At 37.0% G+C, this 15,019-nt stretch carries 17 protein-coding genes; 8 read left to right on the forward strand and 9 right to left on the reverse strand.

Translation table 11 applies throughout. From position 1 onward, the window contains the following. Positions 1 to 376 precede the first annotated feature (376 nt). Positions 377 to 1,060, forward strand: coding sequence for an MgtC/SapB family protein (locus LOK41_RS23395; RefSeq protein WP_241818507.1), 684 nt, complete (start codon positions 377 to 379; stop codon positions 1,058 to 1,060). A 74-nt stretch (positions 1,061 to 1,134) separates the two neighbouring features. Then, the gene (locus LOK41_RS23400; RefSeq protein ID WP_481748831.1) at positions 1,135 to 2,148 is read left to right on the forward strand and encodes a potassium channel family protein; all 1,014 of its coding nucleotides are present in this window, start codon (positions 1,135 to 1,137) and stop codon (positions 2,146 to 2,148) included. Here LOK41_RS23400 and LOK41_RS23405 read toward each other — a convergent pair. Both LOK41_RS23405 and LOK41_RS23410 read right to left on the reverse strand, forming a co-directional pair. Beyond that, complete coding sequence (locus LOK41_RS23405) at positions 2,138 to 2,548, reverse strand: YugN-like family protein (protein WP_174103765.1); 411 nt, start codon at positions 2,546 to 2,548, stop codon at positions 2,138 to 2,140. The two genes, LOK41_RS23400 and LOK41_RS23405, sit on opposite strands and share 11 nt — an antisense overlap. Positions 2,549 to 2,869: 321 nt before the next feature. Beyond that, the gene (locus tag LOK41_RS23410; protein WP_241818509.1) at positions 2,870 to 4,222 is read right to left on the reverse strand and encodes a glucose-6-phosphate isomerase; all 1,353 of its coding nucleotides are present in this window, start codon (positions 4,220 to 4,222) and stop codon (positions 2,870 to 2,872) included. Positions 4,223 to 4,524: 302 nt separating this feature from the next. Between LOK41_RS23410 and LOK41_RS23415 the strand changes: the two genes are divergently transcribed. Beyond that, positions 4,525 to 4,758, forward strand: a complete 234-nt coding sequence (locus tag LOK41_RS23415) for a DUF378 domain-containing protein (protein WP_241818510.1) — start codon at positions 4,525 to 4,527, stop codon at positions 4,756 to 4,758. A 111-nt stretch (positions 4,759 to 4,869) separates the two neighbouring features. Here LOK41_RS23415 and yugI read toward each other — a convergent pair whose 3' ends face one another. The 3 genes from yugI to LOK41_RS23430 all read right to left on the reverse strand — a co-directional run bounded on the left by yugI (position 4,870) and on the right by LOK41_RS23430 (position 7,205). Beyond that, positions 4,870 to 5,214: a S1 domain-containing post-transcriptional regulator GSP13 gene (gene yugI, locus LOK41_RS23420; RefSeq protein WP_174103759.1), complete on the reverse strand. Its 345-nt coding sequence runs from the start codon at positions 5,212 to 5,214 to the stop codon at positions 4,870 to 4,872. Positions 5,215 to 5,520: 306 nt separating this feature from the next. Beyond that, the gene (locus tag LOK41_RS23425) at positions 5,521 to 6,711 is read right to left on the reverse strand and encodes an aminotransferase (protein WP_241818511.1); all 1,191 of its coding nucleotides are present in this window, start codon (positions 6,709 to 6,711) and stop codon (positions 5,521 to 5,523) included. Then, the gene (locus LOK41_RS23430) at positions 6,708 to 7,205 is read right to left on the reverse strand and encodes an Lrp/AsnC family transcriptional regulator (RefSeq protein WP_241818512.1); all 498 of its coding nucleotides are present in this window, start codon (positions 7,203 to 7,205) and stop codon (positions 6,708 to 6,710) included. The genes LOK41_RS23425 and LOK41_RS23430 overlap by 4 nt, the downstream gene beginning before the upstream one ends. A gap of 241 nt (positions 7,206 to 7,446) precedes the next feature. On the opposite strand from LOK41_RS23430, the gene LOK41_RS23435 reads away from it, so the two are divergent. Both LOK41_RS23435 and LOK41_RS23440 read left to right on the forward strand, forming a co-directional pair. Beyond that, entirely contained in the window at positions 7,447 to 8,433 is a 987-nt protein-coding gene (locus tag LOK41_RS23435; protein ID WP_241818541.1) for a 2-hydroxyacid dehydrogenase, read from the forward strand. A gap of 190 nt (positions 8,434 to 8,623) precedes the next feature. Then, entirely contained in the window at positions 8,624 to 9,463 is an 840-nt protein-coding gene (locus LOK41_RS23440) for an alpha/beta fold hydrolase (protein WP_241818513.1), read from the forward strand. Positions 9,464 to 9,559: 96 nt separating this feature from the next. Here LOK41_RS23440 and LOK41_RS23445 read toward each other — a convergent pair whose 3' ends face one another. Continuing rightward, positions 9,560 to 9,811 (reverse strand): DUF1871 family protein, encoded by a 252-nt coding sequence (locus LOK41_RS23445; RefSeq protein WP_098338890.1) that lies wholly within the window; start codon positions 9,809 to 9,811, stop codon positions 9,560 to 9,562. Between the two features lie 105 nt (positions 9,812 to 9,916). On the opposite strand from LOK41_RS23445, the gene LOK41_RS23450 reads away from it, so the two are divergent. Then, a complete protein-coding gene (locus tag LOK41_RS23450; RefSeq protein WP_241818514.1) occupies positions 9,917 to 11,068 on the forward strand; it encodes a MalY/PatB family protein in 1,152 nt (383 codons plus the stop codon). A 34-nt stretch (positions 11,069 to 11,102) separates the two neighbouring features. On the opposite strand, the gene LOK41_RS23455 is transcribed toward LOK41_RS23450, so the two are convergent. Together LOK41_RS23455 and LOK41_RS23460 are read right to left on the reverse strand one after the other, a co-directional pair. After that, positions 11,103 to 11,645, reverse strand: a complete 543-nt coding sequence (locus LOK41_RS23455) for a superoxide dismutase family protein (RefSeq protein ID WP_241818515.1) — start codon at positions 11,643 to 11,645, stop codon at positions 11,103 to 11,105. Between the two features lie 69 nt (positions 11,646 to 11,714). Next, positions 11,715 to 11,891, reverse strand: coding sequence for a hypothetical protein (locus LOK41_RS23460; RefSeq protein ID WP_174103747.1), 177 nt, complete (start codon positions 11,889 to 11,891; stop codon positions 11,715 to 11,717). Positions 11,892 to 12,133: 242 nt separating this feature from the next. On the opposite strand from LOK41_RS23460, the gene kapB reads away from it, so the two are divergent. After that, entirely contained in the window at positions 12,134 to 12,517 is a 384-nt protein-coding gene (kapB, locus tag LOK41_RS23465) for a kinase-associated lipoprotein KapB (protein WP_241818516.1), read from the forward strand. A gap of 39 nt (positions 12,518 to 12,556) precedes the next feature. Here the strand turns inward: kapB and kapD are convergent, their stop codons facing one another. Continuing rightward, positions 12,557 to 13,180, reverse strand: a complete 624-nt coding sequence (kapD, locus tag LOK41_RS23470; protein WP_241818517.1) for a 3'-5' exonuclease KapD — start codon at positions 13,178 to 13,180, stop codon at positions 12,557 to 12,559. A 268-nt stretch (positions 13,181 to 13,448) separates the two neighbouring features. On the opposite strand from kapD, the gene LOK41_RS23475 reads away from it, so the two are divergent. After that, positions 13,449 to 14,774 carry an ArsB/NhaD family transporter gene (locus tag LOK41_RS23475; RefSeq protein WP_174103741.1) on the forward strand — a complete coding sequence of 442 codons (1,326 nt, stop codon included), beginning with the start codon at positions 13,449 to 13,451 and terminating at the stop codon, positions 14,772 to 14,774. Positions 14,775 to 15,019: the final 245 nt, after the last annotated feature.

Raw genomic sequence — 15,019 nt, forward strand, 5'->3', positions numbered from 1 at the left:
GTCTGCCGCTCATTTGCGACTCCCTCATGTTAACATCTTCATTTTTCAATGTCAACTAAGTTTTTTAAATTTCTTTTTTCGCTTTCTGCTGTTTCGCATCAGCGACGGTTATTAATATAGCATGTAGAAAAATGAAATGCAACACTCTTTTTAAAACTTTTTTATAAAAATAGCCAAATTTCTTTATTAACCTCATATACTTAATTAAAATAGCCATTTCAGCCCTATCCAATTACTACATATATTTCAAAAGCTAACACCTCATTTGGCAGGAAATCATAACCTCGTTGTTAAAAAGCTTAAGTTATGAATGCATATTGCACTCATTTATTATCGCTACATTACATTGAACAAACTTATAAGGAGGAATATACATATGGACTATACCGATTTACTAATCAAGCTAGGTCTCTCTGCCATTTTAGGATTCGCTATTGGTTTAGAACGTGAGTTAAAGAGAAAACCACTCGGTTTAAAAACTTGCTTAGTCATTTCTATTATTAGTTGCCTCCTTACCATTGTTTCTATTAAAGCAGCTTATACTTTACCCCACACAGATCATATAAATATGGACCCTCTTCGTCTCGCAGCTCAAATTGTCTCCGGAATTGGTTTTTTAGGTGCAGGGGTTATATTAAGAAGAGGAAATGACAGTATTGCTGGATTAACTACTGCCGCTATGATTTGGGGAGCTTCTGGTATTGGGGTTGCCGTTGGAGCAGGTTTTTATATTGAAGCAATTTTCGGCATGTGCTTCCTTCTGATTAGCGTTGAGCTTATCCCATTAACGATGAAATTTTTAGGACCAAGGTCACTACGGCAGCGTGATATCGTTGTGAAACTTGTTGTTGTACGCCGAATGGAAAATATCGCTATTGTTATTGAAGAAATAAAAGGAATGGATATAAACGTAAAGAATATGAAGCTAAAAACATTAGAAAACGGTTCACATTTTTTACAACTAAAATTGTCAATTGACCAAAAAAAACATACAGCTGACGTCTACTATGCACTGCAACATTTAGAAATTGTACAACAAACGGAAGTTGAAAGCATGTGATATTTCGAAAAAACTCTCTTATAAAAAAGAGAGTTTTTCTTTTTTTCATAATGGTAACAATGTAGCTATACAAAATGAGGAGGAATATAAATTTGAATTCACGTACCAATATAATAGATGTATTTCGAGACTCCATTATTTTTCGTTTAGTTACCTTCATTATCGTACTTATTACTGTGTTTGGTTTTCTAATATACAAATTAGAACCGAAGTATTTTTCTACATGGTTTGATGGTATATGGTGGGCGATTGTCACCACATTTACTATCGGTTACGGTGATTACGTCCCACACACACCTGTAGGGAAACTCGTCGGTATGCTTCTTATCTTAATAGGAACAGGATTTTGTTCCTATTATATGGTGCTATTCGCTACTGAAATGATTAGTAAACAATATATGAAAATTAAAGGAGAAGAAGCGGCTTCTTGTCATGGTCATATGATTATTGTTGGGTGGAATGAACGCGCCAAACACGTAGTAAGCCAAATGCATATTTTACAGCCAAACCTTGATATCGTACTCATCGATGAAACACTTTCTTTGCTTCCAAGACCGTTTCATCATTTAACCTTTATTAAGGGGTGTCCACATCACGATCAAACTTTGTTAAAAGCCAATATCAAGACTGCCCACACCATTTTAATAACAGCAGATAAAGAAAAAAACGAAAGCTTAGCTGATATACAATCGATTTTAAATATTTTAACTGCGAAAGGATTAAATCCAACTATTCATTGTATTGCCGAACTACTTACTTCCGATCAAATTCAAAATGCAACGAGAGCTGGAGCAACAGAGATTATTGAAGGGAATAAATTAACAAGCTATGTCTTTACTGCGTCCCTTTTATTTCCTTCCATTTCAGGTGTATTATTTACACTTTATAATGAAATCTCAGAAAGCAAATTACAACTAATGACTGCTCCCCCATCCTATATTGGAAAAACTTTCGAAGTTTGCAGTAGCCTGCTTTTAAAACAAGATACTTTACTATTAGGTATACAGCGCGATGAACAATATCACATCAATCCCGTACATTCTTTTATTACTATTGAAAGTGACGTCTTTATCATAATTAAGCATTGATAAGATGCTGCTCTAGCTCTTTTACTAATACCTTTCCGATATCAATATATTTTCGTTTTATATTGCCATCTGCATCTTTCGGTTCTGCAAATTGATCTAATCCACTTGTCCCAGCTGCAAGCGTGTTTACTTGATCATCAAGTTCGTCTTGATATACATGTGAAAGAAGATACGGTGTTTCAAGACGAACTATTACCCCGGGTACATCAAGTTCTCCTTCTACTGCTGTAAATGGTACCCGTAAAAACTGATAACCTTCTTCCTCATCTATTTTATAATCGAAGCATCCTTTATCATAATCCCAATTGCCACCGATGCTATACCCAAGCGGTTTCAATGTTTCCTCTAGCTTAAAAAGAGCATATGTATGACCTTCTAAATTTGATTGAATCGGAATCAAGCTATTCATCCTTTCTAGACTTTTTCCTTAGCATGCCCGTTCCGATATGAATATATCGGCGAAACCAACATCTATATCATATCGATTTACCAGCAATATCTGACACTTCGCCTTCCAAATTTAGATCATAAAAAAACTGTTGGGGATCTTCCCAACAGTTTTTTTGCTACAGCGGTTCTGAACGAGCCATTTCCGCTTTCCTTTGTCCAGCTTCAGCGGCTAGAACCTCCGGTCATTTCGCTCTCTCGGTCGAAGCAAAAAGCGCTTCTTCGTCGAGAGCTCCAATGTCCTGCGGTTCTGAGCAAGCCGCTTCCGCTTTCCTTATTTCAAACGCTCTTCTAATTCTGCTTTTAGTTCTTCGAACCCTGGTTTTCCAAGTAGAGCAAACATGTTTTTCTTGTATGCTTCTACACCTGGTTGGTCAAATGGATTTACGCCTAGTAAGTAGCCGCTCATCGCACATGCTTTTTCGAAGAAGTATACAAGGTAACCAAATGTATACTCATTTAATTCTGGAATGTTAACGATTAAGTTTGGTACTCCGCCATCGCTATGTGCAAGTAATGTACCTTCGTATGCTTTTGTGTTTACGAAGTCTACTGTTTCACCAGCAAGGTAGTTTAAACCATCTAAGTCGTTCTCATCTAATTCGATTTTTAATTCATGTGTAGATTTCCCTACTTTAAGAACTGTTTCAAATAGATCACGACGTCCTTCTTGAATGTATTGACCTAATGAATGTAAATCAGTAGAGAAGTTTGCTGAAGATGGGAAAATACCCTTTTGATCTTTTCCTTCACTTTCACCAAATAACTGTTTCCACCATTCAGCAAAATATTGAAGTGCTGGCTCATAGTTAACAAGCATTTCAATTGTTTTACCTTTATTGTATAAAGCATTACGTACAACTGCATATTGATAAGCTGGGTTTTCTTCTAGCTCAGATTTTGCAAAATCGTTACGACCAGCAGCTGCACCTTTCATCATTTCTTCAATATTTAAACCGCTAACTGCAATTGGTAATAAACCAACTGGTGTTAATACAGAGAAACGACCACCAACATCATCTGGAATTACAAATGTTTCGTATCCTTCTTCGTCAGCTAATGTTTTTAAAGCACCACGCGCTTTATCAGTTGTTGCATAAATACGTTTACGAGCTTCTTCTTTTCCATATTTCTCTTCTAATAATTTACGGAACAAGCGGAATGCAATTGCAGGTTCTGTTGTTGTACCTGATTTGGAAATAACGTTAATGGAGAAATCTTTACCTTCTAATACATCCATTAAATCTTTCATGTAAGTGGAGCTAATGTTTTGTCCAACAAATAGCACTTGTGGAGTTTTGCGTTGTTCTTTAGAAAGCGTATTGTAGAAAGAATGGTTTAACATTTCAATTGCTGCGCGTGCTCCCAAGTAAGAACCACCAATACCTACAACAAGTAAAATGTCTGAGTCATTTTTAATTTTCTCTGCACTCTTTTGAATGCGAGCAAATTCTTCTTTGTCATATTGAAGCGGAAGCTCTACCCACCCAAGGAAATCGTTCCCAGCTCCTGTTTTTTCATGGATTGCATGATGTGATACTTTTACTGCATCACGTAAATAAGTTAGTTCGTGTTCACTGATGAACGATAACGCTTTAGAATAATCGAACGTTACATGTGTGCTCATCTTTTTCCCTCCAATTATGTATATGTATTTCTGTATTCACTTTAGCGAAACTGAGGTTGTAAATCAAGCAATTGGAGAATTGTAAACGTAACCAATATTTATTTTTTTAAAAAAAGTTCATTTTTTGCATAAAAATTCGCATTTTTCGGTATAGACGTATATACATCATATAATAGATATTTTTTATGTATAAAAACTCCACAAGACAACCATTCTATAAAAGAGTTAAGTCTTATAAAGCGCAATTTTCCCTTATAACAAAAGACTTGCTTATGCTTCACATTTAAGGAGGGCTATTTGAGATGAGTACTTTACAACGTATTGCACTAGTATTCACTGTAATCGGTGCCATTAACTGGGGACTTATTGGATTCTTTCAATTTGACTTAGTAGCAGCTATTTTCGGTGGACAAAACTCTGCTCTCGCGCGAATTATTTACGGTATCGTTGGTATTTCTGGGCTCATTAATCTTGGTTTACTATTCAAACCATCTGAAAATCTTGGCACTGACCCAGAAACACATGAAGTTCGATAATAGGTATGTCACCTTTCCCATCCGACATACGAATATGATTGCATGCAATCATATTTGCTAATATATATCATAACCAAGCAAAAAGAGGATCACTGTTTAGCGATCCTCTTTTTACTTGGTTAACTGTGATTCTTCAATCCACTCTGTTAGCTTTTCGCGAAGCGTATTAAACCCTTTATCAGATGGCTTTGGTACGATGATTCTTCCTTGCTTGCGCTTTGCTGCTTTTAACGATAAACTCATTTTTCTGTGTTCTTCATCAATTGAAAGTACCTTTACTTCTACCGTATCTCCGACCTTTAAAAAGTCATGAATATCTTTCACATATCCATTTGTAATTTCAGATATGTGCACAAGCCCTTGTGTTTCTTGATCCAGTGCTACAAATGCACCGTAATCTTGAATTCCAGTTACTTTCCCTTTTACAACCACTCCTGTTGTGTATTGTTCTGACATATGAAACACTCCCATACGTTTACCATTTTCTCTGCGTTTTGCAGATTGCAGTAAAAGTACCCACCTCAAAATTCAGACAAATATAGCTACGCGAAGTGAGTAACTGCTCATAAATACGCGATTGGTGAAAGCATACTCTCAAGCAAACAAAATATATCACTCAAGAAAAACTCCACTCTATATTAGTAAATTATACCACTAGCTTCCCTTTCATTCAAAATTCATGAAAAAGTTTCCTTTAGTAAGTATAATTTTCAAATATTTGGATAGAATACTAACACATGGCTTTCTAGTATTCCCCCCCTTTTATGGACAAAACGTATTCTGTTTTGTCCTTTTTTTATTCTCTACAAATCGTTTCATGCGCTTCATCGCTTCCATTAATTGCTCAAGTGAAGTTGCATAGGAACAACGAACAAACCCTTCACCACTCTCACCAAATACATTTCCAGGTACAACTGCAACTTTTTCTTCTAACAATAACTGTTCTGCAAATTCTACTGAGGATAATCCTGTAGAAGAAATAGAAGGAAATACATAAAAAGCTCCTCCTGGCACATGACATGTTAAGCCCATTTCGTTAAACAATGTTGTCATAAAATTACGACGTTTTTTATAACTGTCTCTCATTCGAATGACTTCATCATTCCCAAAGCGAAGCGCTTCCAAAGCTGCAAACTGTGACATCGTCGGTGCACACATCATTGAATATTGATGAATTTTCAGCATTAATTCTGAGAAATGTACAGGAGCCGCAATCATTCCAAGGCGCCATCCGGTCATCGCAAATCCTTTTGAAAACCCTGAAATTAAAATGGTATGGGCACGCATATTTTGAATGCTTGCAAAACTCGTATAAGCCTCGTCATATACAAGCTCTGCATAAATCTCATCCGATAATACAATGAGATTATACTTTTCCACGATTACCGCTAATTTTTCTAATTCATCCCTGTTTAAAAGTGCTCCCGTTGGATTATTTGGAGAGCAAAGTAAAATAGCTTTTGTTTTTGTTGTAATAGCTGCTTCTATTTGCTCCGGCTGTACTTTAAATGCCGTTTCTAAAGAAGTTGCTACTGGAACCGGTACTCCACCAGCTAATGTAACTAGTGGTGCATATGATACAAAGCTCGGTTCAATGATGATTACTTCATCGCCCGGATTTACAATGGCGCGCATCGCAACATCTAATGCTTGGCTCGCTCCAACCGTAACAATAATTTCTTCATTTGGGTCATATGAAACATGAAATTGCTTTTGAATATACTTTGCTATTTCTTGACGCAACTCCAATAATCCTGCATTTGCAGTATATGCTGTGTATCCTTCCTCTAACGAACGAATACATGCTTGTCTTACATGCCATGGTGTAACAAAATCCGGCTCTCCCACTCCAAGTGAAATAACACCTTTCATACTTGCCGCTAAGTCAAAAAACTTACGGATACCGGATGGTTGTAAAGATTCTGCTACTCTTGATAGCTCAAACTGCTTCATGGTGCCACCACAATTCGTTTATCATCATCAGTTTTGTCATAAATAAGTCCCTCATGTTTATATTTTTTTAAAATAAAATGAGTTGTTGTTGAAACAACTGATTCAATTGTTGCTAATTTTTCCGAAACAAATGTTGCTACTTCAGCCATAGTCTTTCCTTCTAGCGTAATAGAAAGATCATATGTCCCCGACATTAAATAAACCGATTTCACTTCTGAATAACGGTAAATTTGCTCAGCAACTGCATCGAATCCAACTCCATGTTTAGGTGTAACTTTCACATCAATCATTGCAGTTAAACCGGTATGTTCTTTTACTTTTGTCCAATCAATATGTGTAACGTAATCCACAATGATTTTTTCTCTTTCTAATTTCTCAATCATTTCTTTTACTACTTCTACTTCTATATTTAACATTTTCGCTAAAGTTTCTACGGATAAACGACTATTTTTTTCAAGACAAGCTAATAATTCTAATTCTTTTTCAGTCACCATATTCTTCATCCTTCCTTTTATTTGTTTTTAAATTATACAGATATCCTTTTATGTTTGAAAAGAAGATTTTTTTAGAGAATTGTGTAAAAATAAAGTGAAACTTTAATCAGTGGGGGTTTTCCTCATCCCCCACTGATTATTAGTTGAACCAATCGGGCCTTTACGGGCAGTAATACTCCCACCTAACTTCTTTGCTCCCGCCGAATTTTGAGGTGGGAGTATTACTGCCCGTTAGTGCGGGATAAAAAAGAAAGGGGCTAAAACCGTGAAACCAAAAGTATATATTGCTGATCGCGTTCCAAAATTTGTAGAAACATATATCTCTGAGCATTGTGAATATGAAAAATGGGATAGTAGTGAGAAGATACCTCGTGAAGTTTTATTAGAAAAAGTACAAGATAAACAGGGTTTGCTTAACTTTGGTGCAAAAATTGATGAAGAATTGTTACAAGCAGCTCCTCACTTAAAAGTTGTAAGTAACATTTCTGTTGGCTATGATAATTTTGATTTAGAAGCGATGAAGCGTAAAAATGTGATTGGAACAAATACGCCATATGTATTAGATGATACCGTTGCTGATCTTGTTTTCGCCCTCATGTTATCAGCAGGACGCCGCGTATGCGAACTTGATTCTTATGTGAAACAAGGGAAATGGGACGATGAAATTAAAAAAGAACATTTCGGATTAGACATCCACCATAGTACAATCGGGATTATTGGAATGGGACGAATTGGAGAGGCTGTTGCCAAGCGAGCAAAATTCGGATTCGATATGAACGTTCTTTATTATAACCGTCGCCGTAAAGAAGAGGCTGAACAAAAATTTGATGCTACATATTGTGATTTAAACACGCTATTAGCGCAATCAGATTTTATCGTTCTTCTCACTCCATTAACAGAAGAAACATATCATCTCATTGGAGAAAAGGAATTTTCATTAATGAAAGAAACAGCAATTTTCATTAATGCTTCTCGCGGGAAAACAGTCGATGAGGATGCATTAATTGAGGCCTTGCAGCAAAAGAAAATCTTTGCAGCAGGCATCGATACATTTACAACAGAACCAATTGAAAAAGATAATCCGCTCTTATCCTTAACAAACGTTGTTACTCTGCCACACATTGGATCTGCGACATTAAAGACAAGACACGAGATGGCAATGACAGCTGCGAAAAATCTAGTAACCGGGTTAGAAGGGAATACGCCGCCTAATATTGTGCGTGGATAAAGTGAAACTTTAATCGGTGGGTTTTTTTCATCCCACCTACCTCCCCTCTACTGAATTTTGAGGTGGAAGTACTACTAAAACTAAACAATCCAAAAGGCAAGATGGATAATCCCCATCTTGCCTTTTTTTGTTAACATAAATTTTTCCCCACTAGGAGATGCTATGAAAAAAATCAATGGAGTGAAAGAAAATGAAACTTGAGATAGAGCATCCCTACTTCACTTTTTCCACTCGCGGCACTACCGTTCACTACGAGTTATATGAGCACCATAGTAAAGAGGCCAGACCAACGTTTGTACTCGTTCATGGTTTTCTATCATCCTCATTTAGTTATCGGCGACTCATCCCATTGCTTACTAAAGAAGGCACTGTTGTCGCACTTGATTTGCCACCGTTTGGAAAAAGTGATAAATCAAATCATTTTACATATTCCTATCGTAATTTAGCAACTGTAATTATTGATTTAATGGAACATTTAGCATTGCAAAACATTGTGTTAGTCGGTCATTCAATGGGCGGACAAATCTCACTCTACGTCAATCGCCTACGTCCTGATTTAATTAACAAAACGATTTTACTATGCAGTTCAAGTTACTTAAATCGAGCAAATCTACCTTTAATTTATTCTTCCTACTTACCATTTTTCCATTTATACGTGAAAAATTGGATTATTCGAAGAGGCATTGTTCATAATTTAATGAATGTCGTTCACGATCACTCTTTAATTGATGATGAAATGATGGAAGGTTACGCTGCTCCCTTTTACGATAACCGGATTTTTCCTGCTTTAACGCGAATGATTAGGGACCGGGAAGGGGATTTATCGTCAGCAGAATTACGAAAAATTGAAACACCAACTTTACTCATTTGGGGCGAAAAAGACCGTGTTGTTCCTGTTCATGTCGGGCAACGGTTGCACGGTGACTTACCGAACTCTAAATTTATTTCATACGAAAATACAGGGCACTTACTACCAGAGGAAAAACCAGAACATGTATATGAAGAGATCATGGCATTTTCAGCACAGTAATTCCGATATATCATTGATTCCAGCTAATATATCAATCGTTCTCCAAAACAGGGCATGACCCACCAAAAAATAAAGGCTGTCGAAACACCCGACAGCCTACAATGAACAGCTTCCACCTTCTTTTAGTACAAGTAATTCCTCTGCTAGCTTCTCACATTTTTCGATAGCCGGCACTTCTTCAAACGACATGAAATAAATATGCTGAATTTTTTTTGCAATATATTTCGGATCGTCAAACGCACTTACCACGTACACAACATCACTTGCTTCTGTTTCATAAAATTCTGGCCCCATTTGAAATGGATCCCAGTTCTTCACCATTTCTACCATCTTTTCATATGCACCCATCTACTTCCCGCCTTTTCCACTTTTTAAATCTTTTCTTTATCGTATCATATCAGCTATGCTAGAAGAAGTAAGGAACTTTCACAAAACCATGAAGGGAGCAACAATATGCAGCAATTTCATAAAACTATAAATCGTCGTGGAACCCATAGTGTGAAGTGGGATACATATGAGAATGAAGAACTGTTACATGCATGGATTGCCGATATGGATTTCCCTATTCCAGAACCAATTCAAATTGCATTACAAAAACGTCTTGAACATCCTATTTTCGGATATACAATACCGCCAGAAGAGATTACCGATACGATTTGTCAGTGGACAAAAAGCCAATACAATTGGGAAATAAAAAAAGAGTGGATTGTATTTAGCCCAGGTATCGTCCCGGCTCTTAGTGCAAGTGTACAAGCTTTAACAAACGAAGGTGAATCTGTACTTGTACAACCACCTATCTACCCGCCATTCTTTGATATGGTCAGAAAAAATCAACGCCACCTGTGCGAAAATCCGCTACATTTACAAAATGGTTCCTACACCATGGACTTTGAACATTTAGAAACACAGTTTAAGCAAGGTGTAAAACTCATGTTTCTTTGCAGTCCGCATAATCCTGTTGGACGCGTTTGGACAAAGGCTGAACTAACAAGACTTGGAGATTTATGTGAACGATATAATGTAATCGTTGTCACGGACGAAATCCATGCCGACATTATTTTCTCGGGTCATACCCACACACCGTTTGCTTCCTTATCTAACTCATTAGCGGCGCGTACCATTACTTGTATGGCACCAAGTAAAACATTTAATATTGCAGGGTTACAAGCATCAATCATTATTATTCCAGATCAAAGGATTCGGGATGCTTTTACATCTGTACAATACCGCCAAGGTTTTCATGGACTAAATATATTTGCTTATGTGGCAATGCAAAGTGCCTATACAGAGTGTAACGAATGGTTAACAGACATCCGTTTATATATGGAAGAAAATGCTCAGTTTGCTCGTGAATTTATTGAAACGCATATCCCTGCACTTTCTGTCATTCAGTCAGAAGGTACTTTTTTACTATGGGTTGATTGCTCTCGCCTTGGACTCTCTCAAGAAGAACGCACAAAGCGACTTGAAGAAAAGGGCAAAATTATTGTGGAACCAGGTGAAAAATATGGAACAGGTGGTGGACAGCACATTCGTATTAATATCGGTTGTCCAAGAAAGCAACTTGAAGAAATACTGCGCAGACTGAAGTATACATTTTCATAATCAACTAAAAAAGCTACCTTTTCGAAGGTAGCTTCTACTTTTTCTTGGCGGCTGCTGCCTTTTCTACAATGACACCACAAGCAATTCGATTCCCTGCATTTCCAGCAGGCTGCGACATTCCATCATCAGGCTTTTCCGTAATAATGATAGATGCACCATCTTTTCGATGAAGCGTCGTTTTTCCTTCTTCAAGTGATACATTCGGCGCCTCAATTTCCGCTTCAATCGTGCCTTTATCATCTGCAATTACATTCGGCAAATCACCATTCTCTGCACCTTTTGGATTCATAAGTCCATGTTTCTTTTTCTCATCTAAATTAAAATGATTACCAGCTGATACGAAACGAGGTGCTTTACACTCCCCCATTTCATGAATGTGTAATCCATGCGCTCCTGGTTCGAATCCTTCAGCCTTAATGGATATTTTCACACCACCCGTTTGTTGCTTCACTTTCGCTGTACCTACTTTATCACCAGAGGCGTTATGTAATTTCACCTCGATTTCTTTCGGGTTTCCTTTATCGCAACCTGTCATAAGAAACAGCAAACAACACCCAAATAAAAGCTGCTTTTTCATCACAATTCCCTCCAAAATACATTCTGCCCTTAGATTGTCCGAGCATAGAGGGAAACATACCACACGAAATTACTGTTTCTTCTCAGCTAATAGCTTCTTTTCTACCTTCTGCAAACGTTCTGCTTCTCTTTTTGATACGCGAATAAACATGCGCCACGTTGCAATTGCACCGATGATAAATAAAACACAAACAATCCCGGGAATAATGTATTCCGTTTTATCTTCTGGAAAATATAATGGCATCATAAAAATCACTCCTTTATTTTTCTACAATCTTACTCCTTTCAGTAACCCCTATGGAAAAAGTACATCTATATCTGTGAGTTCATCGAAGCAAACAATGCATACCTTCACGACGTTTACTCATCAGAATTTTCTGTCATATCTTTTTGAATTATAACATTTTTCGTACCCTAAATCATTCTCCACCAAATGATTTTTTTGACTCCATCCCGCTCTTTCCTTACTATAAACTTGAGGTGAAAAATATGAACGAAACATTCCAAATTGGTGATATCGTTACTGGCATTTACAAAACAGGAAAATATATCGGCGAAATTACAAACAGCCGTCCCGGGAGCTATGTTGTCAAAGTATTAGCTGTTTTAAAGCACCCTACGCAAGGCGATTTACATAATGTGAAACAAGCTGATGTACCATTTTTCCATGAACGACGCGCTTTAGCTTTTCGCGAACAAACTAATATTCCGCAACCAATGGTGAGAAAATATGAAGGGGATATCCCTGATTATAAAGAATCTCTGAAGGCGGCATTAGAAGCACAAATGAATGCATTTTTGGAAGATGATTCTCCTTTCGCAAAGCGTAGTTTACAAACACTCCAGCAATTAAAACAAGATTACAAGCTGTAAAAACAAAACGACCAAATTACACAGTTTGTAATTTGGTCGCTATTGTGTACTCACTTTCTTTAACACTTTCGAAAAGTCTATAAGCTCCCCTAAAGTCGGTGGAGATGGCTTTACTAAATATTCTTTGTCCTTTTCAACCAACTTAAAAATATTATAAGTCGTCATCGCATCATCAAGCGCACAATGATGCTTTCCTGTTCCTACTTTCCCGTATGCCTCAATCGCTTTCCATAATCCAGTTTGATTCCGTTCTCCAAAGAAACGTTTATACTCGAGAGATAAATCTCGGCATTGTCCTGAAAAAGGGAACGCTACACCTACAGCCTCACAATTATGCTTCAATACTTTCATATCCATATTGCCCCACGTTACAATCGTTGTTTGACAACGCTTTTCATATTGAACAAGTTTTTCGACAAGTTCCAAAAAAGAAATCCCTCTATCTACCGCTTCCTGTTTAATCCCTAGAAATTTTTTGCACCGCTCTGTTAAGCATGAAAAAGTTTCCGGCCTTACATAAGATGAATACGTATCTTCCACTACACAATCCACAACTGATACGAGTCCCACCTCAATAATCTCTGGAAAAAAACCCTTTGGTTTTTTTCTATTTTGTGGCATCGTGAACTCGAAATCTAAAAATAAAAATTGTTTTTCATCCATACGATCCCTTCCTTATCATTTCGTCTACTTTCTCCTCCTACACGAACATTCTCGAATGCTAATCATTCAGATTGGATGTATCTTATGTATATGTCAAATAACCGCAAATATTTTCAAAAAGGAGAAAAATTCATTTACATAGAAAATATGACAAAACAAACCCTTTCATTTACATCCGACATTTTTCTACTTTATAATGGCTTTAAGTGTGTTTCTTCCAAAAATTTATGACACACTAAGAAAAGTTACCCGAAAGGAGATGGAATTTTTGCACGAAACAACGCAAGAAATCGCAAACTGGCAATATTACTTTGCAATCGCAGTCTTTCTAATTACATATGCCATTATCATTTCAGAAAAAATTAATCGTGCTGTTATCGCACTTCTTGGTGCAGCACTGATGGTAATAGTAGGTGTTGTTGATTTACACAATGCTTTTACAAAACATATCGAGTGGGGAACAATTACGCTACTGATCGGTATGATGATTTTAGTTAACATCACGAGTAAATCGGGCGTGTTCCAATATGTTGCAATTAAAGCCGCTAAACAAGCACAAGGAAGTCCAATTAAAATTTTAATTTCTCTTTCTTTGCTTACCGCGATTGGTTCCGCATTTCTAGATAACGTAACAACTGTACTTCTTGTTGTTCCTGTTACTTTATCTATTACGCGCATTTTACAAGTAAATCCTGTTCCATATTTACTTTCTGAGATTATTTTCTCAAATATTGGGGGAACAGCAACATTAATTGGTGATCCTCCAAACATTATGATCGGTTCTGCAAATAAACATTTAGATTTCAATGCTTTCTTATTCAACTTAGCACCAATCGTGCTTATCATTATCGCTGTGACAGCAACAATGATTTATTTTATGTACCGAAAGCAGCTCATCGCTGATCCTGTACAAGTAAAAAAATTAATGAGCTTAGATGAAAAACAATACATTAAAGACCCTGTATTAATGAAAAAATCTTTAACAGTACTTGGTCTTACAATCCTTGGATTCATGACTCATTCTATTTTCCACATTGATGCAGCCGTAATCGCATTAACAGGTGCTACTGTACTTATGCTAATCGGTGTAAAAGAACATGAAATTGAAGAAGTATTTGCTCATGTAGAGTGGATTACAATTTTCTTCTTTGCTGGTCTATTCGTACTCGTTGGTGGACTCATTGATATCGGACTCATTAAAATGCTAGCTCAAAAAGTAATTAATTTAACAGGCGGGGATATTTCTTACGCGTCTATCCTTATTTTATGGGTATCTGGTATTGCATCAGCAACGATCGATAACATTCCATTCGTTGCAACAATGATTCCACTTATTAACGATATGGCAGTCGGTCTTGGTCTATCACCTTCCGATGCACAAATCGACGTATTATGGTGGTCATTAGCATTAGGAGCTTGTCTAGGCGGAAACGGAACATTAATCGGTGCTTCCGCTAACGTAATCGTAGCAGGAATCGCAAGCCGTGAAGGACATAAATTTAGCTACATGGAATTCTTAAAATTCGGTTTCCCGATTATGATTGTTTCATTAATTATCTCTCACATTTATATTTATCTGCGTTATTTAATGTAGAAATAAAAAGCGACAGTGGCTCGTTTAGCTCTGACTCGCTAAGGTTCTTTCACACAGAAAGTGCTCTTTACTTTCTCGTGTGGAAAGTCCTTAGACACGAAGAGCTAGCCGCTGGAGCTAGATTCCTTAAAAAGCGGCAGTGACTAGCAAAAAAGAAAGGCTATCGTTGCAACGATAGCCTTTCTTTTTCATATATCAGCGATTTTTTCAATATATCAACCATTCGACACAACATACCGACTGTT

The sequence above is a fragment of the Bacillus sp. TL12 genome, from assembly GCF_022625245.1.
Classification (GTDB): Bacteria; Bacillota; Bacilli; order Bacillales; family Bacillaceae_G; genus Bacillus_A.